Consider the following 25,006-nt stretch of genomic DNA (forward strand, 5'->3'; position numbering starts at 1 on the left):
AAGGGTAACAAGATGTATTTGCACAAAGTGGAAGGGCCAAGGTCGATCACGCTGCCGGATGGATCGATCATGACGCGCGCAGATCTGCCCCCGGCGGATACGCGCAGATGGGTCGCATCGCGCAAGATCCTGGTGGTGCGGGGCGTGCTTTACGGGCTGATATCCCTGTCGGATGCGAAGAAACAATACGGTATCAGCGACGAAGAATTCAACACATGGGTATCGATGGTTGCCGAACACGGCGTCGATGCGTTGAAAGTGACCGCACTAAAAAAATATCGACAACCTAAAGGGGAAAGTGAATAAATGATTCAACGGTAACGTCGGATTAACCATTTTTGTTCAGGCTCGATTTTAATTGGAAAGATTGAACTGAATTGGAGCAGTGAAATGCGAATACTTCTTGTCGAGGATGATCCGACAACGTCCAAAAGCATCGAGTTGATGCTGACACATGCGAACCTGAACGTATATGCGACGGACCTGGGCGAAGAAGGCATAGATCTTGCGAAGCTCTACGACTATGATCTGATACTGCTGGATCTGAATCTGCCGGACATGAACGGGCATGAGGTTCTGCGCCAACTGCGAATTGCTCGGGTCGAAACACCGATCCTGATCCTGTCCGGCGCGGACGATACAGAAAGCAAGATCAAGGGTTTTGGGTTTGGGGCGGACGATTATCTGACCAAACCGTTCCACCGAGAGGAGCTGGTTGCGCGTATCCACGCGATCATCCGGCGGTCCAAAGGACACTCGCAATCCATCATCCAAACCGGCCGTGTCGCAGTGAATCTTGATGCCAAGACGGTCGAGGTCGAAGGCAAGACAGTTCATCTGACCGGTAAGGAATACCAGATGCTTGAACTCCTGAGCCTGCGCAAGGGAACGACGCTGACCAAAGAGATGTTCCTGAACCACCTCTACGGCGGGATGGACGAGCCGGAACTGAAAATCATCGATGTGTTCATCTGCAAGCTGCGCAAGAAGCTCAGCAATGCAACTGGCGGCGATAATTACATCGAAACGGTTTGGGGCCGCGGGTATGTCCTGCGCGATCCTCAGGCAAGTAGTGTCGACGAAACCCGCATGGCGGTCGGCGCCTGACTACAATCACTGACTGCCGTCTCTGGTCCAGGGCGGCAAGCTCACTCACGGCTCAGCACAGTACTGGACCTAGCCATGGCCTCGCCCTATCACTGGGGTCCAAGAATACGTGACAGGGCGAGGCCATGAGCGAATCCATTCCGGTATCAGAGCTGACCGAAGACGCGGCGCGCGCCGAATTGGAGCGGCTCGCCACTGAGATCAACAGGGCCAACCGACTGTATCACGCGGAAGATGCGCCCGAGATATCGGACGCGGATTACGATGCTCTGAAACGTCGGAACGTGGCGATCGAAGAACGTTTTCCGCATCTCAAACATTCGGACAGCCCGACTGAGCAGGTTGGTGCGCGCGCCGCAGAAGGGTTTTCCAAGGTCACGCATGCCGTTCGCATGATGTCCCTGGGCAATGCGTTCGACGAGTCGGATGTGGCTGATTTTGATCGCTCTGTTCGCAAGTATCTCGGTCTGTCTGACGATACGTCTCTGTCATATACGGCCGAGCCGAAGATCGACGGCCTTTCGCTGTCTCTTAGGTACGAGAATGGCAAACTGGTTCAGGCCTCAACGCGTGGCGACGGCGAAGTTGGTGAAAACGTAACCGCCAATGCGCTGACCGTGTCGGACATTCCTCACCAGATCGACAGCGCGCCTGACGTGCTAGAGGTGCGCGGTGAGGTTTATATGTCTCACGCCGATTTCGATGCGCTCAACGCGCGGCAGAACGAAACGGGCGGCAAAACCTTCGCCAATCCCAGAAATGCGGCGGCCGGTTCATTGCGGCAACTGGACGCGTCGATCACGCGTTCGCGCCCGTTGCGGTTCTTTGCCTATGCCTGGGGGGAGCTGTCCGAGCCCTTGGCAAATACACAAATGGAGGCGATTAAACGACTGAAAGCACTGGGTTTTCAGGTCAACGACTTGACGCACCTGTGTGGCACAACTCAGCAAATGCTGGATCATTACCGCCAGATCGAAGCGCAACGCGCGACCCTTGGTTATGACATCGATGGTGTCGTCTATAAGGTCAACGAGCTGGGCCTTCAGTCCCGGCTTGGGTTTCGGTCGACAACGCCCCGCTGGGCCATTGCGCATAAGTTCCCGGCCGAATTAGCCTGGACCCGGCTTGAATCGATCGACATTCAGGTGGGGCGCACCGGCGCGCTGAGCCCGGTGGCCAGATTGCACCCTGTGACGGTTGGCGGTGTGGTTGTTTCGAATGCCACCTTGCACAATGAAGATTACATCGCGGGTCGCGACGCCAAAGGCGGAGTGATCCGGGAAGGCAAGGACATACGCGTTGGCGACTGGGTGCAGGTCTACCGGGCTGGGGATGTGATCCCCAAGATCTCGGATGTAGACCTGAGCAAGAGGCCGGATGACGCCCAGCCCTATGATTTTCCCGAAACATGCCCTGAATGCGGCAGCGATGCCATTCGCGAAGATGGTGATGCGGTACGTCGATGCACTGGTGGGCTAATCTGTCCGGCGCAGGCTGTGGAAAAGCTGAAACACTTCGTCTCTCGCAAGGCCTTTGATATCGAAGGCCTTGGCGCAAAACAGATCGAGATGTTCTATGACGATCCGGACCTGCCCATAAAAGTGCCCGCCGATATCTTCACATTGCAAGCGCGGGATGCCCGGAACCTTTCACGGCTGAAGAACCGGGATGGTTGGGGTGAAACCTCGGCCAGTAACCTGTTCGCCGCAATCGATGAAAAACGGACAATCCCATTTGCGCGCCTTTTGTTTGCCCTCGGCATTCGGCATGTTGGGGAGGTCGGCGCGCGCGATCTGGCGCTTTATTATCGTGACTGGGACGCCATGGCGCAGGCCATCGATACCGCTCGTCCTGCTGCGTTGGCGTATCGAAACGCCGATGAGGCGGAAGAGGCCGAAAGGATTGCGGCGTCGACCGAAAACCGCCGGGCGCGGGTCAAAGAGGTTCGTGATGCGGCAACAATGGCGCTGAACGTACCGGCGGCGGCGTCCAGCGCCTGGTCGGATCTAACCGGAATTGACGGAATTGGCGCGACGCTCGGTCTGTCACTGTCCGACGCCTTTTCCAATGAGGATGAGCGGAAGGCCTTTGACGATCTTCGCGCTCATTTAACGATTGTGGCTCCGGACGCACCGGCGACGGACAGCCCTGTCGTCGGCAAGACTGTTGTCTTTACAGGTACTTTGGAAAAAATGACCCGAGCCGAGGCCAAAGCCCGAGCCGAGGCCTTGGGCGCCAAAGTGTCCGGTTCGGTGAGCCAAAAGACCGACCTGCTGGTTGCCGGGCCGGGCGCGGGGTCGAAGGCCAAGAAAGCGGCCGAACTGGGGATTGAAACCCTGGATGAAGACGGCTGGTTGCAGCTTATCGGGGACGCATGACGGGCCGCCCCGAGAAACTGTTCCCGCTTTTTGCCGGGCTGGAAACGCTTGAAGGGGTGGGCCCCAAGACTGCGCAGAACATGGCGCAACTGGGAATCGAGACCCCGCGTGACGTACTCTTCTCGCTGCCATATGCGGTGGTGGACAGACGTCGGCGCGACACGATCAAAGGGGCCGACTTGCCCTCGACGATAACGGTTGAGGTTACGGTGGGCGCGCATCGCCCCGCCCGAAATCGCAGTGGGGCCTACCGTATCCATGTCGAGGACAGCCAGACCGAATTCCAGCTCGTGTTCTTTCATGCCCGAGGCGACTATCTGAAGAAGATCCTGCCCCAGGGCGCGCGCCGGGTCGTGTCGGGCAAGCTAGAGCTTTTCGATGGCTTGGCGCAGATGGTGCATCCGGATCACATCGTACCGCCTGAAGAGGCAGGCGAGTTGCCGGAATTCGAACCCGTATATCACCTGACGCAAGGGGTAACCCAGAAAACAGCGTACAAAGCGGCGCAAAGCGCTTTGGCCCGAGCCCCTGAACTGGCGGAATGGGCAGACCCGGCGCAGGTCGACAGAGCGGGCTGGCTCGATTGGAATTCGGCCATGCAAGCCGCGCACCATCCAAAAGGCGCGGACGATGTGGCCCTATTCGCGCCCGCGCGCGAGCGGCTGGCCTATGACGAGTTGTTTGCACATCAGCTGACGCTTGCGCTGGCGCGCCAACGCGAGCGAAAGGCGTGTGGCATTGTCAGTGTCGGCAGCGGAAAGCTGCAGTCGAAAGTTTTGACCAGCCTCCCGTATCGTCCAACTGGGGCGCAGACTCGGGCAATTGACGAAATCTCGGCCGATATGGCGTCCGAGGCCCGGATGAACCGTCTGTTGCAGGGAGATGTGGGCGCAGGCAAGACACTTGTGGCATTTCTTGCGCTTTTGATTGCGGTAGAGGCCGGAGGGCAGGGTGTCATGATGGCGCCTACGGAAATCCTGGCCCGACAGCATCTTGAAGGGTTACGCCCATTGGCGGAAGAGGCCGGCGTAGTTTTGGAGATTCTGACCGGACGCGACAAAGGCGCCGAGCGGCGGGCGAAACTGGCGGCGCTCAAGAAGGGTGATATCCATATACTGGTGGGAACTCATGCCGTGTTTCAGGGGGATGTGGACTTCCACGATCTGCGTCTGGCCATTGTCGATGAGCAGCACAGGTTTGGTGTGCGCCAGCGCATGGAACTGTCCGAAAAAGGGCAGGCCGCGGACGTTCTGGTCATGACCGCAACACCGATCCCGCGTAGCCTCGCGCTGGCTCAATATGGCGACATGGATGTCTCAGTCCTGGATGAAAAACCGCCCGGTCGCAAACCGATCAAAACGGCAATCGTCAGCACGCAGCGGATGGACGAGGTCGTGGCCCACCTCCGGCGGGCGATTGAGGACGGCAAACAGTGTTACTGGGTTTGCCCTTTGGTGGACGAATCGGAAGTGTCGGACCTGACAGCCGCGGAAGAGCGGTTCAAGCGACTGCGTGCATTGCTGGGCGAAAGTGTTGTCGGGCTGGTTCATGGACAGATGCCACCGGCTGAAAAGGACGCGGCCATGGCGGCGTTTCAGACCGGGCTGACGAAGGTTCTTGTGGCAACCACGGTCATCGAGGTTGGGGTGAACGTTCCGAACGCGACAATCATGGTCATTGAGAGGGCCGAAATTTTTGGTCTTGCGCAACTTCACCAGTTGCGGGGCCGCGTCGGGCGCGGCGAGGATGCCTCGACTTGTCTGTTGATGTATCAGGCGCCACTCAGCGACGGAGGTCGAAAGCGGTTGGAGGTATTGCGCGAAACCGAGGATGGTTTTCGCATCGCCGAAACTGACCTTCAGATGCGGGGGGCCGGTGATCTGATTGGTACGGCCCAGTCTGGTCTTCCAAGGTTTCGTATCGCTGATCTGGAACGTCAGGCCGGGTTGATGGCAGTGGCACAATCTGACGCGCGGGCTTTGTTGGCCGGTGATCCCAAACTGACTTCCGAACGGGGGCAGGCAGCACGAGTGCTGTTGTGGTTGATGAAACAGGATCAGGCGATCCGTTTGATTTCAGTGGGTTAGTCAATTTGTTCCCGTAAGTTCACAAATGTTCTCAAAAAGTTCTTTACCGACTCAAGAAAATATGAGAACAAAAGGTCAACAAAGGATTAATGCTCTGACCGGAGGTGAAACCATGCTGACCCAGATCAAGATCGCTTTCAGCCGTTCGCAGGCCACGCTTTTGCAGGATGCAGCGGGTGTCGCGTCCTTGGTGGTTATGCTGATGGTTGCCCTGCACCTTCCGATTGGTTTCTGACCCTTTCTGCCTGCGATCTCGTGCCGGTAAGCCCGCGTTGTCATCCCCATTTCAGTCAAGGGTGACCTGCCTGTCCCAAATCCCTTGTAGGGGCCTGCCTCGGCCCCACGCGGAAACCCGGACCCCACGCGAGACACGCATGACCTGCCGCCGCCCTTTCGCCCGGAAGGAGCGGCGGTTTTTTTTACAGTTGACCGGTTTTCATGATTGCAAGCATGGCAGACAAAACCGAATTCACTGCCACCGATGCCAGAATCATGCCCATTATCCGACTGATTATTGCGGCTCCGGAATGGCCGATCCAGCGAATGATCGGCTCTGCCAGCAGCATTAGAACAAAGGCAATAGCAAGCACCGAAAGCATCACCAGCGCAGTGATGCCCTGATCGGCAGCACTGAAACGGTTGTTGTCGGTCAGAATGACGATTGCCAGCATCGCACCGGGCGAGGCCAACGACGGCACGGCCAGCGGAAAGATCGCCGGGTTGGTCTTGTGCATCTTGTCTTCAAGGTCTTCCTCAGCCTGACGCTGTTCGATGTCCTGTTTGCTTTCACCAAAGATCATGGTCAGGGCAAAGAGGAACAGAATGATCCCACCGGCCACCTGGAAGGAATTGAGGCCGATATCCAATGCTTCAATCAGCAATTGCCCGAAGACCAGAAAGAACATCAACACACCGGCACTGACCAAAGAGGCCAGCAGTGCGGTTTTTCGCCGTGCCGACGCTTCGATACCAGCTGTGACTGCAATGAATACGGGGATCGTTCCAATCGGGTCTATGACAACCCAGAGCGTCACGAAATGCTCTAGCAGATTGTTCAAACCGGTCCCTCCCTCAAAATTGTCATGAGACTAGACGGGTTTGCCGGGAAACACCACGTTTACGCGCAATTGGCCTGTTCAGCCTGCTCCATCGCCTCGGAAGTGGCCTCAAGTGCCAGCAGGATCGACGCATGGCGATTCTTGTACTCGCGTGCGGGCATCAGAACCTCCAGCCCGTCGAAAGGAGCATCCGGGGCAGGGCCGCCTTTTTTCAGCATGGCGGACAACTGGTCTCGGGCCGTTTCCACCTGAGCACGCGTGGTGCCAATTACTGCATTGCCTACGACCGAAGCCGACGCCTGACCCAGTGCACAAGCTTTGACGTCCTGTCCGAACTCGGAAATGTGACCGTCTTGGACTTTCACGTCGACAGTGACTGTCGATCCACACAACGGGGCACGCTTTTTCACTGTTGCATCAGGGTTATCCAGCCGCTCCAGATGCGGAATATCCGCCGCAAGCGCCAGAATGCGCCCGGAATAAAGCTTGATCAGGTCAGTTTCGCCGGACATGGCTTTCCCTCGTTGACTGTTCCTCATACATAGTGGCCACGCTCTGGGATGCAAAAGGTTTTTGCCATGTCGCACACTGTCTCGTTCGACCCGTCGACGCTCAAATTCAACGAAGCGGGGCTGATACCTGCGATCGCGCAGGATGAAAGTTCAGGCGAGGTTCTGATGATGGCCTGGATGAACGCGCAAGCCGTTGATCGGACACTGACATCGGGGCGCGTGACCTATTGGTCGCGATCCCGTCAGGCGTTTTGGGTGAAGGGCGAAAGTTCGGGCCACGTGCAGGAGCTTGTCGACTTTCGGGTCGATTGTGACCGGGATTGCCTATTGGTTGTGGTTCGGCAAACGGGCCCGGCCTGCCATACAAACCGGCGCAGTTGCTTCTACACTGCCATAAGGGACGGGGTCGAGGTGGAATTGATGTCACCCATGGGGTGAGATTTGCGCCAGCAGGCTTCGCCGGTGCGCTCATCATTGACGGGTGTCAGAGCTCCACCATGGCCTTGATATCCGCGGGCGAGGCACCCTCGGCGCGATATTTGGCGATTGCGCGGGCGTCATCCCGTTTGGCGAGGCGCTTGCCGGATGGGTCCCGGATCAGACGGTGGTGGTGATAGACTGGTGTAGGCAAGCCGAGCAGGGTCTGAAGCAGGACGTGTATTTGTGTTGCATTAAACAGGTCTTCGCCGCGAACGACATGGGTGATCTTCTGATCGGCATCATCGACGACCACGGACAGATGGTAGGAACTGCCCATGTTGCGGCGCACCAGAATAAAATCGCCAACAGACCGCAACAGGCACCCTGGATCCAGCAAATGATGTCCAAGGTGCATCGTGCCGGTCTCTTGAAAAATCCTTAAATCAAGGGTTTCCAGCGCTTTCTTGACGTTCAGGCGCAGGACATCATTTGGCCCCGCATCGGACATGAGGCGATGTCGGCACGTTCCGGGATAAATGCGCCCGTCCGGGCCAAACTGCGGAACGCCTTCCTGAGGCGCACCGGCGGCTGCTTCAATGTCCGCGCGGTTGCAACTGCAGGGATAAACGAGCTCCTTCGCAATCAGTATGTCCAATGCGGCACGATATTGTTGCAGCCGATCCGATTGCCGCATGACGGGCTGCTGCCAAACCAGCCCTAACCAATTTAGATCATCATATATCTGATCTTCCCAATGCTGACGCGAACGAGATTGATCAATATCTTCGATCCGCAGCAGAAACTGGCCGCTGCGGGCCGCTGCCATGTCAAATGCCAACAACGCGGAATAGGCGTGCCCCAAATGCAATGGTCCCGTGGGTGATGGTGCGAAACGTGTAATGAATGTCACGCTTTTTCAACAATATATACGTCGGACTTCATGTCCATACCTGGCAAGTGTGGGCCATACTCGCGAAACAGAAGGCGAGCAGCACCCATATCCAACCAGTCGTTGAGACGAACGGAATAGGCCGGCTCGGCCAGCGCGTGGTCGTTCAATGAAAACACAAGAAGACCATTCCGTGGCAGCGCCTTCATCAGCAGATCAAAGGTTTCGGGTGGTGCCGCACCTGTTCCGATCACGCCGATCGCTGTGATTATCGAATATTCGTTCTGTTCCAACGGGTTCGGATCGGAAATCTCGAATCCCGACAAGGTGCGATAGACGCCCTTTGCCGCCGCAACTTCCAACATCTCAGGCGACGGGTCCTTGCCATCGATTACGCGAAAACCAACCTTGTTCAGGGCCACACCGGACAGGCCCGTTCCGCAACCGTAGTCCAGAATCGGAATCTCCGGTTCCGGTCGCTTGGACCAAAGGGCCTCGGCAGCTCGGGTCGGGGTGATATAGCCGTTTTCCGCGACTTCGTCGTCATAGGACGCTGCCCATTTCTGATAGTGCTTCTGAGTGTCTTCAGCGCTATCCAGATTGTAGGTGTTGTTCAGAAACTTTTCGCTCATTCAGCCATGTTAGGCGCAGCCGCGGGGCTGCGTCCAGTCAGCAATTCGTCAGCCATTCGGTCCATGCGGCTTTGGCGCGATCAGTGTAGGCTTTGTAACGATCCTTTCGGCCGCGCCGCCCGCCTTTCAGACCATCAACTGGGCGAAACAGGCCGAAATTCACGTTCATCGGCTGGAATGTCTTGGCCTCGGCCCCGCCGGTAATGTGGTGAATCAATGCACCCATCGCGCTATCCTGCGGAACTTCGGGCAGGGAACGATCCAGCATTTCTGCTGCTGCCATCCGACCGGCCAGCAATCCCATTGCCGCGCTTTCGACGTAGCCCTCTACACCGGTGATCTGGCCGGCGAAACGAATGTTGGGCCGGGATTTCAACCGCATTTGTGCGTCCAGCAGGGTCGGAGAGTTGATGAATGTGTTGCGGTGTATCCCGCCCAGACGCGCAAAGCTGGCGCTTTCAAGGCCGGGAATCATACGAAAAACATCGGTTTGCGCGCCGTATTTCATCTTGGTCTGGAAGCCCACGATATTGAACAGCGTTCCCAGAGCGTTGTCCCGACGCAATTGCACCACAGCATAGGGTTTCAAATCGGGTTGATGCGGGTTGGTCAGTCCGACCGGCTTCATAGGACCGTGACGCAGCGTTTCGCGTCCGCGTTCGGCCATAACCTCGATTGGCAAACAGCCGTCGAAATAGCCCGCAGTTTCACCGTCGTGAAACTCCGTTTTTTCGGCGGCCAGCAATGCATCGATGAACGCTTCGTACTGATCGCGATCCATCGGGCAGTTCAGATAGGCAGTGCGTTCTTCTTCGGTCTCGCCCTTGTCATAACGGGATTGCATCCAGGCTTGGCTCATGTCGATGCTGTCTGCGTAAACGATCGGGGCAATAGCATCGAAGAAGGCCAGTGCCTCGGCTCCCGTCTCGGAACGGATCGCAGCACCCAGATCCGGCGAGGTCAATGGACCCGTGGCGAAGATCCAGTTGCCAGCCTCAGGCAGTGTCGTCACCTCTTCCGCTGTCACGGAAACGCGGGGGTGGGCCTGCAGTTTGGCGGTAACGGTTTCGGCGAACGGATCCCGATCCACCGCCAGCGCGCCACCGGCGGGCAAGCGGTGCGCATCCGCTGTGGTCATGATCAGCCCGTTTGCCGCCCGCATTTCCCAATGCAGCAACCCAACAGCATTCTGTTCATCATCGTCGGAACGGAATGAGTTCGAGCACACCATCTCGGCCAGGTTGCCGGTCTGATGCGCAAAAGTGCCAACTTTGGGCCGCATTTCATGGATGACGACATCCACACCCATTTCAGCAGCCTGCCAGGCGGCTTCGGACCCGGCCATGCCGCCGCCAACGATATGCAATCTCTGTGTCATGAGCAGCCAAATAGGGCAGAGCGCAGCCATACGCAACGCGCGTTTCAACGGTGTTTTTTCGGGAAGTCTTGGGGTCGCCGCTGCGGGAATGTCAACGCCGGTGAGAGAAACCAGCTTGGAGGGACCTTCCGCCCACGGCGACCCAAAAGCACAATTCAGGCCTTAGCCTTGACCCACCATTGCCACAGTGTCGCCCTTTTGAAAAGTGAAAAAATGCGAACAGTGGCTAAATTTATCTGGAATATTTGCGTTACTGCTGCCAATTTGGCGGTCTTTTTTCGATAAATGCGGAAATTCCTTCTTCGGTGTCCCGGTGCAGCATATTCTGCGCCATTACTTCGGCGGTATAGGCATATGCCTCGTCCAGTGGCATTTGCAGCTGCTGATAAAACGCCTGTTTTCCAATTTTGACGGCTGCGCCGAGTTTCTTCGACAACTGCTCTGCCAGTGCGATAGTTTCCTGTTCAAGCAGCGCTTCGGGAACGACCCGATTGATCAAGCCCAGTTCCTGGGCGCGCTCTGCAGAAATAAAGTCGCCCGTGGTCAGCATCTCGAATGCCTGTTTGCGCGGGATATTTCTGCTGAGCGCCACCATCGGCGTCGAGCAGAACAGCCCGATATTCACGCCGTTCACGCCAAATCGCGTTCCTTCAGCGGCTACGGCCAGATCGCAAGTGGCCACCAGTTGGCAACCGGCGGCTGTGGCGATGCCATGGGTCCGGGCGATGACGGGTTGGGGCAGGGCCTGAATCGACATCATCATCCGTGCGCAACGCGCGAACAAGTCTTGAAAATATGCCTTTCCACCATCTTCGGCCTGTCGGCCCTGTGTCATCTGTTTCAGGTCGTGGCCCGCGCAAAACGCCTTGCCTGCGCCAGACAGCACCACAACCCGAATCGAGCGGTCATTTCGCAAGGCATCCAGTTTGGTTTGGAGTGCTGCCAACAACTCGTCACTCAGGGCATTTAGCCGCTCTGGGGCGTTCATGGTCAGGTGCGCAATTGCGCCCGTGTCGTTACGTTCCAGAATTGCCATCTTGCCCTCCCGCTGAGTGTCGGCCAACTGTAGGGCGGCAAGGCAGGGAGGGAAAGTATGTCATTGGCGATGAACAAAGAAGAATTGACCGAATATCTCGCTCAGGTCTTTCCTCAGGTTCACAAGGATTTCGTCGTCGAAGATTTGAACGAAGACACGATCACCATGCGCCTCGTTGTCGAAGACCGCCACCTGCGCCCTGGGGGCACAGTGTCCGGCCCGTCCATGTTCGGGCTGGCGGATGTCAGCGTCTATGCGATGGTGCTTGCCCGTAAGGGACGGCAATCGTTGGCCGTTACGACAAGCTGCTCGATGGATTTCCTGCGAAAACCTCAAGGTGCCGCGGATATGATTGCTGAATGCCGGCTGCTGAAGCTAGGGCGAAGCCTTGCGGTCGGAGATGTCCTGATGTTCTCGGAAGGCTCGGACAAGCCGGTGGCGCGGGCAAGCATGACCTATTCGATCCCACCCGAAGGCTCGGCAGCGGCTGCCTTTGGATAAAAAAGGCCGGGGCAAGCCCCGGCCCAGGAAGAGGTCCCAAAAAAAATGGGACTGGGGATTACTTACTCCATCCAAAAATAGCGTTTGGATTCATCTCGCGCCTGATAGCTTGTTAAACCAACATCGCGGAGCAGCCTGTCATCCAGGCGACCGAGATTGACGCGGCTGCGACGGCGTTGTTCCCATTTTGTGACCGTCGCCGCAAACCGCACGGCCAGCGCGGCGATCAGCGGCAGTCGGGGACTGTCGTTCAGCACCAAAAGGGCGGGGTTGTGCATTGAGCGTGTCATCTGGGTATCCTTTCAAATTGTATTGACACAAAGAATAAATGTTCGGTACATGTATTTGATACATTCAGGATTGTGTCAAAATCAAAGGAAGAATTGTAATGGATACAATTTGGCCCGAGGCGCTCCCCAAAGCAAAGGGGCCAAAGTATACGCTGGTTGCGGATGCGATCCGAAAAGCGATTGAAAACAAAACACTGGAGGTCGGAACAAAACTGCCTCCGGTGCGGGAGCTTGCGTATAGATTACAAATCACGCCAGGGACGGTTGCACGGGCTTATACGATCCTGACTGATGAGGGTTTGCTACAAGCCGAAGTCGGACGTGGTACATTCGTAGCGCCGCCGCGATCGCCGATCCTGGACGATGTCTGGTCACGGCAATTGCACCTTCGGGACGACAAATATGACGCCAATGTCAGTCTGTTCAGCCCGCGCCTGCCGGATGTAGGGCAGGTGACACTGATCCGGGAATGCTTGTCCAATATCGCCAAGGGCGATCCGCGTATGTTCATGAATTATCCCACACGGGATGCTTACCAGCCTGTAAGGCAGGCTGTGGTGGACTGGTTGTCGGACCTGCCGCTCGGCGCTTTGAACGCGGACGACATTGTGTTGACTCATGGCGGGCAAAGCGGCCTGTGCGTCGTGTTCCAGACGGTTCTGACCGGCCCTAAACCCGTCGTTCTGGTTGAAGACCTGTCATATGCCGGGTTCCGCAGGGCCGGGGAATTGATGCGCGCCGAGGTGATGGGCGTGAAACTGGATAAATGGGGGATCAACCCGGAAGCGCTGGACCACGTTTTACGCCACACACACGCTCAGGCCATCTGTGTGTCACCGGAAGTGCAAAACCCGACCGGGGGGCATTCGCCACTTGAACGCCGCAAAGAAGTGATCGAAATCGCTCGCCGCCATGACCTTCAGATCATCGAAGACGACTGCTATCGGATGGGAGAGGCCCGCGCCCCAAGCTATCGCGCGCTGGCGCCAGAGCGGGGCTGGCATGTGTCATCGATTTCCAAAACCCTGACTCCAGCCTTGCGGGTCGGTTTTGCGGTTGCGCCAAAAGAACGAAGTGGAGACCTGCGCAGGTCCGCAGAATACGGGTATTTTGGCCTGGCGCAGCCTCTGGCAGAACTGACCCGAATACTGCTGACGGATCCCCGGTCACGTCAACTCGCCCGGGATGTTCGTTCGAAAATGAGCGAATACGTAAGGGTGGCCGTGAATGCGCTAGGTGGGTTTGATCTGAATTGGGATGCAGACATACCTTTTGTCTGGCTCAACCTACCATCCGGGTGGCGATCAGCTGCCTTCAGCCGGGCAGCAGAGCGTGAGGGGATTCAGCTACGTTCGGCCGATGAGTTCGCGCTAAGGGATGGAAGGGCGCCAAATGCCGTTCGCATCGCCATGAACGGACACGTGACGCTGGACCAGTTCGAGGATGCGATGCTGCGGCTACGTGCGTTGCTGGACAATCCGCCGGAACAGATCAGCGTTTGACGCTTTCCCCCAGTGGGACGGGGTCGCCAAAAAAGCCAGCCAGATAGGCAATCTTGCCGCTGACATCAAGTCGAACAAAATCATGGCCGGCCACATATACATTTCCATCCGGCCCAACCATGTGCCACGTGAAATGGATCACATCGTGATGGTTGGTTGGGTTGCTGGTAATCTCGACAGTTCCATCAGAGTTTTTTAAAACCTTGCCAATATGAGCGGACAGCGCCTCACGCCCACTGACATCTGCAGTCGGATCTACATAGCGACCGTTTTCCGCAAAACAGTACGTCAGCAGATCAAGCCGTTTCCCTTCGTCGGTTTCTTGCCACGCGGCTTCGTAGTTGTTGATTGTTTGTTGTAGATTTTGCATGGCGGGACTCCAAATCTGACTAAAAGAATAGTGTGATTTAAGAAGCTGAGAAATTTTGGTGCTTCACAATGTTGCAAAAAATTGGGGTAAAATAATACCTATTTAGTAAGCCATTGAAAAGCAGCGATTAAATACGCTCTGTTGTTCTTGACGTGATTATCGACTGTCTCTAAATACCCATCCATCGAATTCGGACCGCTCCGACTTGGGGCGGTCTTTCACATCAAACAGGACTATCCTGCCATGAAAACCTTTTCTGCAACACCTGCAGACATCGACAAGAAATGGATCCTGATCGACGCCGAGGGCGTTGTTCTGGGCCGTCTTGCCTCGATCGTCGCCATGCGCCTGCGTGGCAAGCACAAAGCGTCGTTCACCCCGAACATGGACATGGGCGACAACGTCATCGTGATCAACGCTGACAAAATCCAGATGACCGGCAAGAAGCGTGAAGAGAACTTCTACTGGCACACTGGCCACCCGGGCGGCATCAAGTCGCGCACCAAACAGCAGATCCTGGAAGGTGCTCACCCCGAGCGCGTCGTGACCCAGGCGGTCAAGCGCATGCTGCCGGGCAACCGTCTGGCGCGCCAGCAAATGACCAACCTGCGCGTTTACGCCGGTGCCGAGCACCCGCATGAAGCCCAGGCCCCCGAAGTTCTGGACGTCAAGTCCATGAACAAGAAAAACACCCGGAGCTAATGACCGATGGCTGATCAGATCAATACTCTCGAAGAGCTGAGCGCCGTCGCAGGCGTTGAAACCGTGGCCGAAGAAGTCATCGTGCGTGAACCCGTACGTGACGAGCTGGGCCGTTCCTACGCTACAGGCAAGCGTAAAGACGCAGTTGCCCGCGTTTGGATCAAGCCGGGTTCCGGCAAAGTCACCGTGAATGGCAAAGACCAGGACACTTATTTTGCACGCCCCGTTCTGCAGCTGATCCTGCGCCAACCGTTCCAGGTTGCCGGTGTGGAAGGTGAGTTCGACGTTGTCGCAACCGTCAAAGGCGGTGGCCTGACCGGTCAGGCCGGTGCGGTCAAGCACGGCATCTCGAAAGCGCTGCAGCTGTACGATCCCTCGCTGCGTGGTGCCCTGAAAGCTGCTGGCTTCCTGACCCGCGACAGCCGCGTTGTTGAACGTAAGAAATACGGTAAGCGCAAAGCGCGTCGTTCGTTCCAGTTCTCGAAGCGTTAATTCGCTGCCGAGTGCGCAAATTCAAAGGGCTCGCATTTGCGAGCCCTTTTATGTTGCCTAAAGCCTCGGCTTATTCTTCGTAAACCAGCTTCCAGGCGCCGTTTTCCACGACATTGACATAAACGGAATCCGCGCCTTGGTGATCATCCGGGCCAAAGGTCATGTGGTTGCCCACCAGATCATCCTGGTAATCCAGCGTTTCCATTGCGGCGATAAAGCTTTCGTGGGTCAGGTCGGGTCCCGCCGCCTCAAGTGCTTTGACCATCAGTTCCGCGGCTGAGTACCCAAGCATTGCAAAACCGACCGGGTCTTCGCCGGTGGCCGCCTTGTATTCTTCTATAAAGGCCGCAGGTGCAGGCTCATCAGCACGTGCCCAGAGATCCTGCCACGACGCAGCCGCGTAAAGCCCATCCGTCACACCGCCGGGCACCTGGGCGACAACCGTCAGAAAACTGGCCGAGGTCCCGAGGAACTGCATATCCTCAAGCCCCATCTTCTTGGCAGTACCTACAACCGTGATCACCTGACGCACCCCAAGCGCCATCGTGACAATATCGCATCCTTCTTCTTTGAGCTTGCTCAGCGATCCAACGAAATCGGTTTCGTCCGGTTTGTGAGTGGTTTCCGCGACGAACTTGATCCCGGCTTCTTCGGCGCCGGCCTGGCTACCCTCCAGGATTTCTTCACCAAAGTCCGTTGGCAGGTACATGGTGCAGACGGATTGCGACTCGAATTGCTCGGCCAGGTATTTTACGCCGACACGGCTTTGGTCGTAGTAGGTCGAGAATGAGGTAAACTTGTTGTTCATCGGTTCTTGCAGCATTTGCCGCGCGGCGGTCAGGGGGGCAACGTTTGGAATGCCCTTGGGATCCAGCAACTTGAACCCGGCCAGGTTCATCGGCGTACCCAGCGACTGCAGCATGGCAAACACCTTGTCGCGGTTCAGCAGCTTATTATAGCCCTGCATCGCGCGTGGCATCTGGTAACCGTTATCCTCCACCACATAGCGAATGGTACGACCATGAACGCCGCCATTGGCGTTGACCCGATCGAACACCACATTCGCGCCCTTGGTCGCCGGAACGCCAACAGCTGCGAATATGCCGCTCAGATCATTGACCGATCCAATGACGATTTCGTCGTCGGTAACGCCTTGGGTGTCAGCCAAAGTCAATGAGGCCGTAGCGGTCAATGCCGTCGCGGCAGCCAGTCCTGCGATGAAATTCTTCATATCTCTCCTCCCTGTGGGCCAAGCCCTGTCTCATGGTACATATCTTCGATCAAATGTGAGTGTTTCTTTTCCACCAGATTACGTTTCAACTTCATGGTTGCGGTCAGCTCGTCATCATCCGCCGTCAGCAAGACATCGATCAGGCGGAAGTCCTTGATCTGTTCCACCCGTGCGAAGTCCTGGTTTACAAACGCAATTTCGGTGCCAATCAGCGCATTGACGTCCGAGGCGGCGCAAAGCGACGCGAAGTCTGAAAAGGGTATCTTTTGTTCCTGTGCAAATTTCTCGACGTTTTCCTGGTCGATCATGATCAGAGCCGTCAGGAATTTGCGCCGGTCGCCAATGACAACGGCGTCCGAGATGTAGGGGCTGAACTTCATTCGGCTTTCGATTTCGGCCGGGGTGATGTTCTTGCCGCCAGCGGTGATGATGATGTCCTTCAACCGGCCGGTGATGGTGACAAAGCCTTCGTCGTCTATGCGCCCCATGTCACCGGTGCACAGCCATCCGTCGGCCGTGAAGGTTTCCGCTGTTTTTGCGTTGTCGCGCCAATAGCCCTGAAATACGTTCAACCCTTTGATCTGGATTTCCCCGTCATCCGAGATCCGAATGTCACTGCCGGGCACAGGTCGTCCGATCGTGCCAACTTTGTTGATCTTGGGCGTATTGAGCGATGCGATACCCGAGGTTTCGGTCATTCCAAACCCTTCCACCAGCGGAACGCCGATGGCCCAATACCATTTCAGCAACTCTGGTGAGATGGGGGCGGCACCGGACCCGCCGCGCCGCAGCCTGTCCATTCCCAACATGCGCCGCAGATTGCGAAGTACCATCTGATCCCAAAACCAGTATCGGGCCGCTGTGATCAGCGGAACCGGTTGTCCACGCAGGATGCGGTCTGCCCGCTGCAGTCCCGCCGCGATGGCCCGTTGAAAGGCGAAACGCCCTGTCGATGTCGCCTCTTTCTCCATGAACTGAACGTGGGAATAGATCTTCTCCCAGACCCGCGGCACAGCCGTGAAAGTATCGGGAGAGAGCTCTTGAAGATTTGCAAAGACCGTTTCTGGGCTTTCGGCGAAATTGACGGTGCATTTCGAGGCGAGCGGGAAGTAAACCGAGACGTCTCGTTCCAGAATGTGGCAGAGCGGCAGAAAGCATAGCTGCTCATCTGTCTCGAAAGCGGGCAGAGCGTGCGCGCCGGCCTCGATGGCCGCCATGATGTTTTCATTGCTCAGCATCGCGCCCTTGGGTTTGCCCGTGGTGCCCGACGTATAAACCAATAAGGCCGTGTCCTGCGGTGTGGTCAGGGCTATCTCGGCCTCGAAGGCCCCGGGCTCTTCAGCCTCCGCCTGCCGGCCGAGCGCGTAGAGATCATCGATCAACATGCAGCGGGGGTGATCCAGGTTATGCAGACCTTCGTCTTCGAGGATAATGACTTTAAGAAGGTCCGGTAACGCGTTTTCGACGGTTAGAAATTTGTCCAACTGCTCTTCGTCTTCGACAATCAGGAACCGGCTGTCGCTGTCGGTGACGATATATTGTACCTGACTTGCTGCATCTGTGGTGTAGATGCCTGACGCAATACCGCCGACGCCCTGTATACCCATGTCGAACCAGGCCCATTCCTTGCGATCTTCCGACAGAATCGAGACGACCTCACCACGCCGCAATCCAAGTTTGCGCAAGGCAAGACCGATCCATTTGGCGTGCCGCCAGTAGTCGGTCCAGGAATAGGATTTCCAGATGCCGAGGTCTTTTTCGCGATGCGCTGTTCGGTCGCCCAATTCCGCGCAACGTTTCTGAAACAACTCGCTGATCGTGATGCAGCCATCCACCCGTAACGGGCGTTGGCCCGGTGTGGCGTTGAACCGGACGCCGTTGATCATCGTCTGCGGAGGTAGGGGGCTGGCATCCATCGGCGCTACCTCCACGTTTTTTTCCGCTTCCAGCGGCGGTTTTCGCGGCTGCCAACTTCTTGGACGCCAAGGTAGAAGTTCCGGATGTCTTCGGCCTGCATCAACATATCTGCCGCGCCGTTCATCACAATTCGACCAACCTCCATGACATAGCCATGATCGGCAAGTTCCAGCGCTGCATTGGCGTTTTGTTCGACAAGCATCATAGTCATGTTCTGCTCGGCATTCAGCCGCTTCAGGATGCCGAAAATCTCCTGCACCAGCAACGGCGACAAGCCCAGCGAGGGCTCATCCAATAACATGACTTTCGGGCTGGCCATCAGACCGCGCCCGATTGCAAGCATCTGCTGCTGCCCGCCGGACAGGGTTCCGGCCTCCTGATTGCGGCGCTCTTTCAGGGCGGGAAAGTACGTGAAGACCAGATCGCGGTCCCGTTCCACCTGCGCCTTATCGGTCAAAGTATATGCCCCGAGGCTGAGGTTTTCGTCCACTGTCAGCAGTGGAAAGACTTCGCGGCCTTCGGGAACATGTACGATACCGTCGCGCACGATCTTGTGCGGCTCGGCCCCCTGAATGTCACGCCCTTCGAACGTGATTGTTCCTTTTTCCGGGTCCATCACGCCGGATATCGTTTTCATCAGCGTTGTCTTACCCGCCCCGTTGGCGCCAAGGATCGAAACGATCTGACCCTGATGCACATCCAATGACACGCCGCGGATCGCCATTATCGGGCCGTAGAAGCTTTCGATATTTCGGATTTTCAGGATGGGGTCGGTCATGACGCTTTCCCCAGATAGGCCTCGACCACAGCGGGGTGCGACTGGACTTCGGCCGGGGTTCCAAGCGCCAGCATCGCCCCGTCCGCCATGGCCAGAACCCGGTCGGACACGGCTGAGACCAGACCCATGTCGTGTTCGACCATCAGAACCGTGATTCCGATCTGCCGCCGGATATCATCAATCCACCAGCGCAGATCTGTGGTTTCCTCGACGGAAAGGCCTGAGGCCGGCTCATCCAGCAGCAACAGTTTGGGCTCGGTCGCCAGCGCGCGCGCCACTTCAACCACTTTGCGCACGCCATAGGGCAGGCCCGAGATCATTTTGTCGCGAAACGCCTGCAGGTCGAGAAAGTCGATGATCTCCTCTACTTTTTCGCGGTTCTCAAGCTCCTGCCGGCGTGCGGAGCGAGTAAACAGAATGTCTGAGAACAGGTTGGTTTTCCGATGCCGGTGACGCCCGACCAGCAGATTTTGCAGCACGGTGGCGTGTTCGAACAGTTCGATATTCTGAAATGTCCGGGCCACGCCGAAAGCCGCGACGCCCGAGGGCTTGACCCGCAGCAGATCGTGATCGTCAAATGTAATCGAGCCCGCGTCAGGGTCGTAGAACCGTGAGATCAGATTGAATACGGTCGATTTGCCTGCACCATTGGGGCCGACGATGGCAAAGACTTCACCCGGTTCGACGGCAAAGGACAGATCGTTCACCGCAGTCAGGCCACCGAATTTCAGAGTGACGTTTTTGAATTCCAGCAGGCTCATCTCAGCCGCTCCGTCCTGAGGTAGCTCTTTTGCCGTTTGAACATGTCTTTGCGGTAGAACGGGAACAGCTCGAACCACGTGCGGATTTTCAGCCAGCGGCCATAAATGCCCATGGGTTCGAACAGGATAAAGGCAATCAGGATCATGCCAAATATGCCGAATTCCAATCCAGGTATGGCGACGGTGTTACCTCCGAAAATGGCGCCGACATATTCCTTTGCGATCGACAGAAACTGCGGCAGGAACCCGATCACAACGGCGCCGAGAAAGGCGCCGTGGATCGATCCCAATCCCCCGATAACGATCATCATCAGCAATTGAATTGAGATCAGAACGCTGAAGGTTTCGTTGTTGAAAGCCCCTGCATAAAGGCCCATCAAGGCTCCGGCCCAGCCGGTTACGGCACAGGACAAAGCAAATGAGATTGCTTTTGTCCGGGCGAGATCAACCCCCATGGCCTGCGCCGAAACCTCGGAATCGCGAATTGCGATAAAGCTGCGGCCCAAGGGGGTTCTGAGGAGATTGACATAGCCCAACGTCACCAGAACGGTGACGCTTAGAACCAGCCAGAAAAACTGATCAGGCGTGGCCCAGCGATCGACCAGTACGCCAAAAATCTCGACGCCACCCAAATACTTACCGGCGACTCCTCCGGTAATCGGTTCGGCCAGTACGATGATGTCGTCCATCAATATCGATAGTGCCAGCGTAAAAATGGCGAGGTATATTCCGTGCAGGCGCAAAGCGGGAATCGCAACTGTGACACCAGCAAGTCCAGTCAAAACTCCGGCAGTCGGGAAGGCGACCAGAAACGGGACACCGGCCTCGATCAGGACCACGTTGGCGTAACACCCAAAGGCCAGAAAGGCTGCGTGGCCCAGGCTGGCCTGACCGGTGTGCCCGGTCAGGATCATCAGGCCCAATCCAGCGATGGCCCAGATCAGGACGTTGGTCAGTTCTCCCAGATAGAATTCGTCCAGCCACCACGGGGCTGCTGTGACGACGGCCAGCAGGATCAGATAGAGGATTAGTTGATACCGATCGTTCCAGGGGCGAATATCCTGCATGTAGTCGGTTTTGAAAACGATCCGCATGCGCCTAGACCTTTTTGATCCGAACCTGACTGAACAGCCCGTGCGGGCGAAATATCAGAACGGCAAACAGCAATGCATAGGGGGCAATCTGGCTGTAGCCGGCAGCGATATAGCGGCTCGCGAACGGTTCGATCACACCGACGATCAGCCCGCCGGCCAGGGCACCGGGCAGGCTGCCGAATCCGCCGATAACCGCTGCGGCAAAGGCCTTGATGCCCAGCAGGCCCGTTGTGGGATCCACCGAGCCCTTGGCGGCAAACAGAATTCCGGCAATCCCCGCGACAACACCTGCAAGGGCCCAGATAAAGCCCTGAACCTGTTTGACCGGAATGCCCATGTAATAGGCGGCCAGTTGGTTCTGCGACGCGCCCTGCATGGCCAGCCCCAACTTCGTCCTGCTGAAAAACAGGTACAAAACCCACGTCAAAACCACTGTAACGACAATGACGGCGACGTCCTCAAGCCCCAGCACCAGCCCTCCGAACCGAACGTCTTTCCCTGCCAGAGGGTTCTGCAGGGTTTGCGGCTCATGCCCCCAGATCAAACCAGCCACAAACCGGATGACAAACCCCAGAGCGATCGTCAGAATGACCACTGCGGTTTGGCTTTCACCAAACAGGCGGCGAATGATCAGACGGTCGACCAGGTAGCCGAGCGCGCCCATGATCCCCAGCGAAATCGGTAAGGCCAACCAAAAGGGCAGGCCCATATACTCGGTGTTTGTCAGGCCGATGGTGACAAAGGCCCCCAGCATCATGAAATCGCCCTGCGCGAAGTTCACCGCCTCGGTCGCCTTGTAGATCAGCACAAAGCCGAGCGCGATCAGGCCATAGACGCATCCGTTGGCCAGACCGCTGATCAGCAGCTGCGCGTTATCCAAACTCTCCCTCCCTGTGCCGGTATGTCCGGCGTCGTTGGTGCCCCGGTCTCCTCTGATTGCCGGGGCGTGAATCTACTATGGCGTGATAATCACCTTTCCGTCACTCTTTTTCAGCGCGTTCGCGAGATTTGGCACAACGTCCCGCAGGGAAAGCCGCTCTGATACATCGGTTTTCCAGCGCCCATCGGCAAAGCGGGCCTGCACTTCGGTCACTACCCGCATCTGATCCGCGGGCGGCGTAGACATCATCCATTTCGTCAGCCAGAAGCCTTCAATCCGCTTGTCCATGAAAATCAGCTGCCCCATCTGTGTCAGACGCGGCAGTTCGGCGCTCAGCTTGCCATAGCAAATCCACCTCGCACCGTTTGGCATGGCGCAGAACACTTGTTCCGAAATCTGATCGGCGACAGCATCAAGAAAAACACGTGGTTCCAGGCCGGCCGAAACATCTGCAAATTGCTGAACAGCATCAGCCTGCGTCGTATCGAGAACTACGGCGGCGCCAATGTCCATCAGAGCGTCGGCAGCCTCGGCCCGACGTACCAACGCGATCGGTTTCAGCCCCAAATCGCGACCCAGACTGCACATCAGTTTGCCCAATTGACTGGTTGCAGCCGAGACGACAAAAGCGTCCCCGTCGCCACGGGCGATATCAATCATCGCCATCGCGGTCAGAGGGTTGACGATCTGCGCTGCTCCGTCATCATCCGAAATGTCAGGGCGCAGTGGGATACACATCTGGGCCTGCGTGACGACAAATTCTGCCCAGGCCCCCGAACCAGCCGCCACGACGGCAACGCGCTGGCCCTGCAAAGCCTCTGCACCCTTGCCGGTTGTGACCACGTCTCCGCACCCCTCGAATCCGGCCGGAGCGCCTTTGATCCGGGGCTGACCATATTCGCCTTTGATGAAATGGATGTCCGAAGGATTCACGGATGCCGCGCGCAGCCGGATCAGGACCTGCCCGGGCCCCGGAGTAGGTAAGGGCAATTCGGCCGTTTCCAACCAATCCTTGGCGTCATCAATGGTCGGTCCAGTTGCCGTACCTGAGTACCCATCGTGTTTCTGAATGACGGCAAACATGGACGAGGGCAGGTCGGGCATTTGTTTTTCCTTTGTGGATCGGTTGATCAGGCCCACCGGTCCCGCAAGTATCGATGAAAGGACAGTGGGCGGCGAACTGAAACGTGGACTAAAGGCGAGCCAACCAAATGGGTCGGTCAGCGTCAATCGCCTGCCGCCGTGACCTGACGGAACAGGCCGACCAAAAGGGTCGGCCCGCTTTTATTACTGCTGCGTCAACAGGGTGCGCAGTTTCTGGATTTCTGCAGCGATGGTCTCGGGCGAGGCTTTTATCGTGTCTAGGATCGCGATGGCCTGCGTTTTTACTTCCTGCGTCAGCGCGCTGTCCCGAACCGATGCGACCATAGCGTCATAGTCGAACTGCTGGGCCGTCAATTTGCCTTCCTGCAGCCAGGAGTTGAACAATTCCTGCCCCTGAGCGGTCAGTGCGGCAACCTGCTCTCCGGCCTCGGCCGCAGCATCGTTGGCCTGATCGGTCAGCGAAGACGCGGCTTCGGCGGCCTGTTCCGTAACTGTATTTGCAGCGTCACTTGCCGCCTCCTGTACCGCTGACGCGGCCTCGCCAACCGCATCCGACGCATCCTCGGCTGCGGATTGTAGCTGTTCGGCTGGCGTGGGTTCGGGTTGTGTCATGTAGTAATATGCACCGGCGCCAATGGCGGCGATGACAATGATAAGCAATAAACGGGACATAGGTATCTCCTTTGAAAGATCTTCCGCCCAGATGGGTAAAAACTACCTGATTGCAAAGGGGAAAACCGGAGCAATCTTTGCAGAATCCGGGTTTGAGCCACTGCGTGCTGATCCGGCTGATTCATGCAGGCAGATTCACGCCGTCCACATCTTTTCCGCTTGTCATCTGCGTGGATCGATGCGGAAGCGAGGCCATCACTTGGGTGGCTTTTGTATGAACCCGTGGCGGTTTGTCGATAAGGCTTGCTGTCAACGGCGAAGAAATGATGAGGTTTCTTAGATGGGATCAGGAAATTAATTGTCAGTGTTGACAATTAATCTGGAATGGTTATTTGTCATTGATGACAATATTCGAGACAACCATGCCGCGACCCAGCCTCAAAGACCAACGGACAAAGGAAATTCTGGACGCATATCTGACCTGCGTCGCCCAGTTCGGCCTTGAAGGAGCAACGCAGGAGCGCATCGCCGCCGAAGCCGGTGTGAAACGTCCGCTTCTCCGCCACTACCTTGGCAACAAAGACGAAATGATCCAGGCCCTGACCAACCTCGTCGTTGAGGAATTTGCGGCCGCGACTGACGCCATGGAGGCAGCCTTCCAACAGGTCTCTCACGCAAATGAGCTGGTCGAGTTGCTGTTTGACAAGAACTCCGGATCCGACCCGAGGCTGATGCTTGCATGGCAGGCATTGACGACTTCGGTGGGAGATCACCCGGCCATGCGTTCTGCCCTTTTGGGGAGCCTGGAACGTTTTCTGGACATGATCGAGATCACGTTTCAACGGGTTTCACCGGATGCCGGTCAAGCGCTTGTGCGCGCCGTTACGCAGGGCATTGCCGCTTCGTACATCAATCTCGACGCTTTGACGCCGCTAGCTCCGCCCTGCGCCTGGCGAGAAGAGGTGAAACAGGCAGCTTTGATCCTTGCAGAAAGCCTGGAGGCCACGAAATGACCACTCCGCGAATTCTCAACTACGTTGCTTTTCCGATCCTACTGGTTGCGGCTCTGCTGGGCCTTTATTGGGTTTGGGGTTTGCTGTTTCTTTGGTGGGTGGTTCCGTCACTTATGGCTGGCCAAACCCTGTTGGTCTTCGAAGTCAACAGGGATGAAGACCCCATCCTGTTTTGGGCTGTCGTCATCCTTTGGGCATTAATCGGGGTATTGATGATCGTCGCTTCAATCCTTCCGCAATATGCCCCCTTGCTTGTCTGAGG

At 56.9% G+C, this 25,006-nt stretch carries 28 protein-coding genes; 12 read left to right on the plus strand and 16 right to left on the minus strand.

Translation table 11 applies throughout. The features are described 5' to 3' along the window. The first annotated feature begins 12 nt into the window (after positions 1–12). The 5 genes from sciP (at position 13) to AC2TEL_RS02850 (ending at position 5,807) form a co-directional block, all read left to right on the plus strand. A complete protein-coding gene (gene sciP / locus AC2TEL_RS02830) occupies positions 13–306 on the plus strand; it encodes a CtrA inhibitor SciP (protein ID WP_480840228.1) in 294 nt (97 codons plus the stop codon). A gap of 84 nt (positions 307–390) precedes the next feature. Then, positions 391–1,107 carry a response regulator transcription factor CtrA gene (gene ctrA / locus AC2TEL_RS02835; RefSeq protein ID WP_480901710.1) on the plus strand — a complete coding sequence of 239 codons (717 nt, stop codon included), beginning with the start codon at positions 391–393 and terminating at the stop codon, positions 1,105–1,107. Between the two features lie 125 nt (positions 1,108–1,232). After that, the gene (gene ligA, locus AC2TEL_RS02840; protein ID WP_480901712.1) at positions 1,233–3,485 is read left to right on the plus strand and encodes an NAD-dependent DNA ligase LigA; all 2,253 of its coding nucleotides are present in this window, start codon (positions 1,233–1,235) and stop codon (positions 3,483–3,485) included. Then, positions 3,482–5,572: an ATP-dependent DNA helicase RecG gene (gene recG, locus AC2TEL_RS02845; protein ID WP_480901714.1), complete on the plus strand. Its 2,091-nt coding sequence runs from the start codon at positions 3,482–3,484 to the stop codon at positions 5,570–5,572. The genes ligA and recG overlap by 4 nt, the downstream gene beginning before the upstream one ends. 112 nt (positions 5,573–5,684) lie before the next feature. Further along, positions 5,685–5,807 (plus strand): hypothetical protein, encoded by a 123-nt coding sequence (locus AC2TEL_RS02850; RefSeq protein ID WP_480901716.1) that lies wholly within the window; start codon positions 5,685–5,687, stop codon positions 5,805–5,807. Between the two features lie 184 nt (positions 5,808–5,991). On the opposite strand, the gene AC2TEL_RS02855 is transcribed toward AC2TEL_RS02850, so the two are convergent. Then, entirely contained in the window at positions 5,992–6,630 is a 639-nt protein-coding gene (locus tag AC2TEL_RS02855; RefSeq protein ID WP_480839651.1) for a MarC family protein, read from the minus strand. Between the two features lie 59 nt (positions 6,631–6,689). Then, a complete protein-coding gene (locus tag AC2TEL_RS02860; protein WP_480839653.1) occupies positions 6,690–7,142 on the minus strand; it encodes an iron-sulfur cluster assembly scaffold protein in 453 nt (150 codons plus the stop codon). A gap of 48 nt (positions 7,143–7,190) precedes the next feature. On the opposite strand from AC2TEL_RS02860, the gene hisI reads away from it, so the two are divergent. Beyond that, positions 7,191–7,580, plus strand: coding sequence for a phosphoribosyl-AMP cyclohydrolase (gene hisI, locus AC2TEL_RS02865; protein WP_480839655.1), 390 nt, complete (start codon positions 7,191–7,193; stop codon positions 7,578–7,580). A gap of 46 nt (positions 7,581–7,626) precedes the next feature. Here hisI and gluQRS read toward each other — a convergent pair whose 3' ends face one another. The 4 genes from gluQRS to AC2TEL_RS02885 all read right to left on the minus strand — a co-directional run bounded on the left by gluQRS (position 7,627) and on the right by AC2TEL_RS02885 (position 11,524). After that, positions 7,627–8,472, minus strand: a complete 846-nt coding sequence (gene gluQRS, locus AC2TEL_RS02870; protein WP_480901718.1) for a tRNA glutamyl-Q(34) synthetase GluQRS — start codon at positions 8,470–8,472, stop codon at positions 7,627–7,629. Beyond that, positions 8,469–9,083: a class I SAM-dependent DNA methyltransferase gene (locus tag AC2TEL_RS02875; protein ID WP_480901720.1), complete on the minus strand. Its 615-nt coding sequence runs from the start codon at positions 9,081–9,083 to the stop codon at positions 8,469–8,471. Before AC2TEL_RS02875 ends, gluQRS begins: the two co-directional genes overlap by 4 nt. A 37-nt stretch (positions 9,084–9,120) precedes the next feature. Continuing rightward, complete coding sequence (trmFO, locus tag AC2TEL_RS02880; RefSeq protein ID WP_480901722.1) at positions 9,121–10,461, minus strand: methylenetetrahydrofolate--tRNA-(uracil(54)-C(5))-methyltransferase (FADH(2)-oxidizing) TrmFO; 1,341 nt, start codon at positions 10,459–10,461, stop codon at positions 9,121–9,123. 250 nt (positions 10,462–10,711) lie between these two features. Next, the gene (locus tag AC2TEL_RS02885; RefSeq protein ID WP_480901724.1) at positions 10,712–11,524 is read right to left on the minus strand and encodes an enoyl-CoA hydratase; all 813 of its coding nucleotides are present in this window, start codon (positions 11,522–11,524) and stop codon (positions 10,712–10,714) included. Positions 11,525–11,554: 30 nt separating this feature from the next. Between AC2TEL_RS02885 and AC2TEL_RS02890 the strand changes: the two genes are divergently transcribed. Then, positions 11,555–11,998: a PaaI family thioesterase gene (locus AC2TEL_RS02890; RefSeq protein WP_480901727.1), complete on the plus strand. Its 444-nt coding sequence runs from the start codon at positions 11,555–11,557 to the stop codon at positions 11,996–11,998. Between the two features lie 62 nt (positions 11,999–12,060). Here AC2TEL_RS02890 and AC2TEL_RS02895 read toward each other — a convergent pair whose 3' ends face one another. After that, on the minus strand, positions 12,061–12,288 hold the full coding sequence (locus tag AC2TEL_RS02895; protein ID WP_480839668.1) for a DUF1127 domain-containing protein: 228 nt from the start codon (positions 12,286–12,288) through the stop codon (positions 12,061–12,063). A 98-nt stretch (positions 12,289–12,386) separates the two neighbouring features. On the opposite strand from AC2TEL_RS02895, the gene AC2TEL_RS02900 reads away from it, so the two are divergent. Further along, positions 12,387–13,790, plus strand: a complete 1,404-nt coding sequence (locus tag AC2TEL_RS02900; protein WP_480861831.1) for an aminotransferase-like domain-containing protein — start codon at positions 12,387–12,389, stop codon at positions 13,788–13,790. On the opposite strand, the gene AC2TEL_RS02905 is transcribed toward AC2TEL_RS02900, so the two are convergent. Then, on the minus strand, positions 13,780–14,160 hold the full coding sequence (locus AC2TEL_RS02905) for a nuclear transport factor 2 family protein (protein WP_480861830.1): 381 nt from the start codon (positions 14,158–14,160) through the stop codon (positions 13,780–13,782). The two genes, AC2TEL_RS02900 and AC2TEL_RS02905, sit on opposite strands and share 11 nt — an antisense overlap. 243 nt (positions 14,161–14,403) lie before the next feature. Here AC2TEL_RS02905 and rplM point away from each other — a divergent pair, with 243 nt between their 5' ends. Further along, entirely contained in the window at positions 14,404–14,862 is a 459-nt protein-coding gene (gene rplM, locus AC2TEL_RS02910) for a 50S ribosomal protein L13 (protein WP_039536983.1), read from the plus strand. 6 nt (positions 14,863–14,868) lie between these two features. Beyond that, positions 14,869–15,354, plus strand: a complete 486-nt coding sequence (rpsI, locus tag AC2TEL_RS02915; protein WP_424833688.1) for a 30S ribosomal protein S9 — start codon at positions 14,869–14,871, stop codon at positions 15,352–15,354. A gap of 70 nt (positions 15,355–15,424) precedes the next feature. Here the strand turns inward: rpsI and AC2TEL_RS02920 are convergent, their stop codons facing one another. From AC2TEL_RS02920 to AC2TEL_RS02955, 8 genes are all read right to left on the minus strand, one after another. Then, the gene (locus AC2TEL_RS02920; protein WP_480901730.1) at positions 15,425–16,585 is read right to left on the minus strand and encodes an ABC transporter substrate-binding protein; all 1,161 of its coding nucleotides are present in this window, start codon (positions 16,583–16,585) and stop codon (positions 15,425–15,427) included. Beyond that, positions 16,582–18,501: an AMP-dependent synthetase/ligase gene (locus AC2TEL_RS02925; protein WP_480901732.1), complete on the minus strand. Its 1,920-nt coding sequence runs from the start codon at positions 18,499–18,501 to the stop codon at positions 16,582–16,584. The genes AC2TEL_RS02920 and AC2TEL_RS02925 overlap by 4 nt, the downstream gene beginning before the upstream one ends. Positions 18,502–18,506: 5 nt before the next feature. Further along, positions 18,507–19,280, minus strand: coding sequence for an ABC transporter ATP-binding protein (locus AC2TEL_RS02930; protein ID WP_480901734.1), 774 nt, complete (start codon positions 19,278–19,280; stop codon positions 18,507–18,509). Further along, a complete protein-coding gene (locus AC2TEL_RS02935; RefSeq protein ID WP_480901736.1) occupies positions 19,277–20,041 on the minus strand; it encodes an ABC transporter ATP-binding protein in 765 nt (254 codons plus the stop codon). Before AC2TEL_RS02935 ends, AC2TEL_RS02930 begins: the two co-directional genes overlap by 4 nt. Further along, the gene (locus tag AC2TEL_RS02940) at positions 20,038–21,135 is read right to left on the minus strand and encodes a branched-chain amino acid ABC transporter permease (protein ID WP_480901738.1); all 1,098 of its coding nucleotides are present in this window, start codon (positions 21,133–21,135) and stop codon (positions 20,038–20,040) included. The genes AC2TEL_RS02935 and AC2TEL_RS02940 overlap by 4 nt, the downstream gene beginning before the upstream one ends. Positions 21,136–21,139: 4 nt before the next feature. Beyond that, entirely contained in the window at positions 21,140–22,015 is an 876-nt protein-coding gene (locus AC2TEL_RS02945; protein ID WP_480901740.1) for a branched-chain amino acid ABC transporter permease, read from the minus strand. A 75-nt stretch (positions 22,016–22,090) separates the two neighbouring features. After that, on the minus strand, positions 22,091–23,119 hold the full coding sequence (locus AC2TEL_RS02950; RefSeq protein ID WP_480901742.1) for an alcohol dehydrogenase catalytic domain-containing protein: 1,029 nt from the start codon (positions 23,117–23,119) through the stop codon (positions 22,091–22,093). A gap of 183 nt (positions 23,120–23,302) precedes the next feature. After that, positions 23,303–23,791, minus strand: coding sequence for a hypothetical protein (locus AC2TEL_RS02955; protein ID WP_480901744.1), 489 nt, complete (start codon positions 23,789–23,791; stop codon positions 23,303–23,305). A 341-nt stretch (positions 23,792–24,132) separates the two neighbouring features. Here AC2TEL_RS02955 and AC2TEL_RS02960 point away from each other — a divergent pair, with 341 nt between their 5' ends. Together AC2TEL_RS02960 and AC2TEL_RS02965 are read left to right on the plus strand one after the other, a co-directional pair. After that, positions 24,133–24,744, plus strand: coding sequence for a TetR/AcrR family transcriptional regulator (locus tag AC2TEL_RS02960; RefSeq protein WP_480901746.1), 612 nt, complete (start codon positions 24,133–24,135; stop codon positions 24,742–24,744). After that, the gene (locus AC2TEL_RS02965) at positions 24,741–25,004 is read left to right on the plus strand and encodes a hypothetical protein (protein ID WP_480839690.1); all 264 of its coding nucleotides are present in this window, start codon (positions 24,741–24,743) and stop codon (positions 25,002–25,004) included. Before AC2TEL_RS02960 ends, AC2TEL_RS02965 begins: the two co-directional genes overlap by 4 nt. The last annotated feature ends 2 nt before the right edge of the window (positions 25,005–25,006 follow it).

The organism is Ruegeria sp. HKCCD9138, assembly GCF_057220975.1.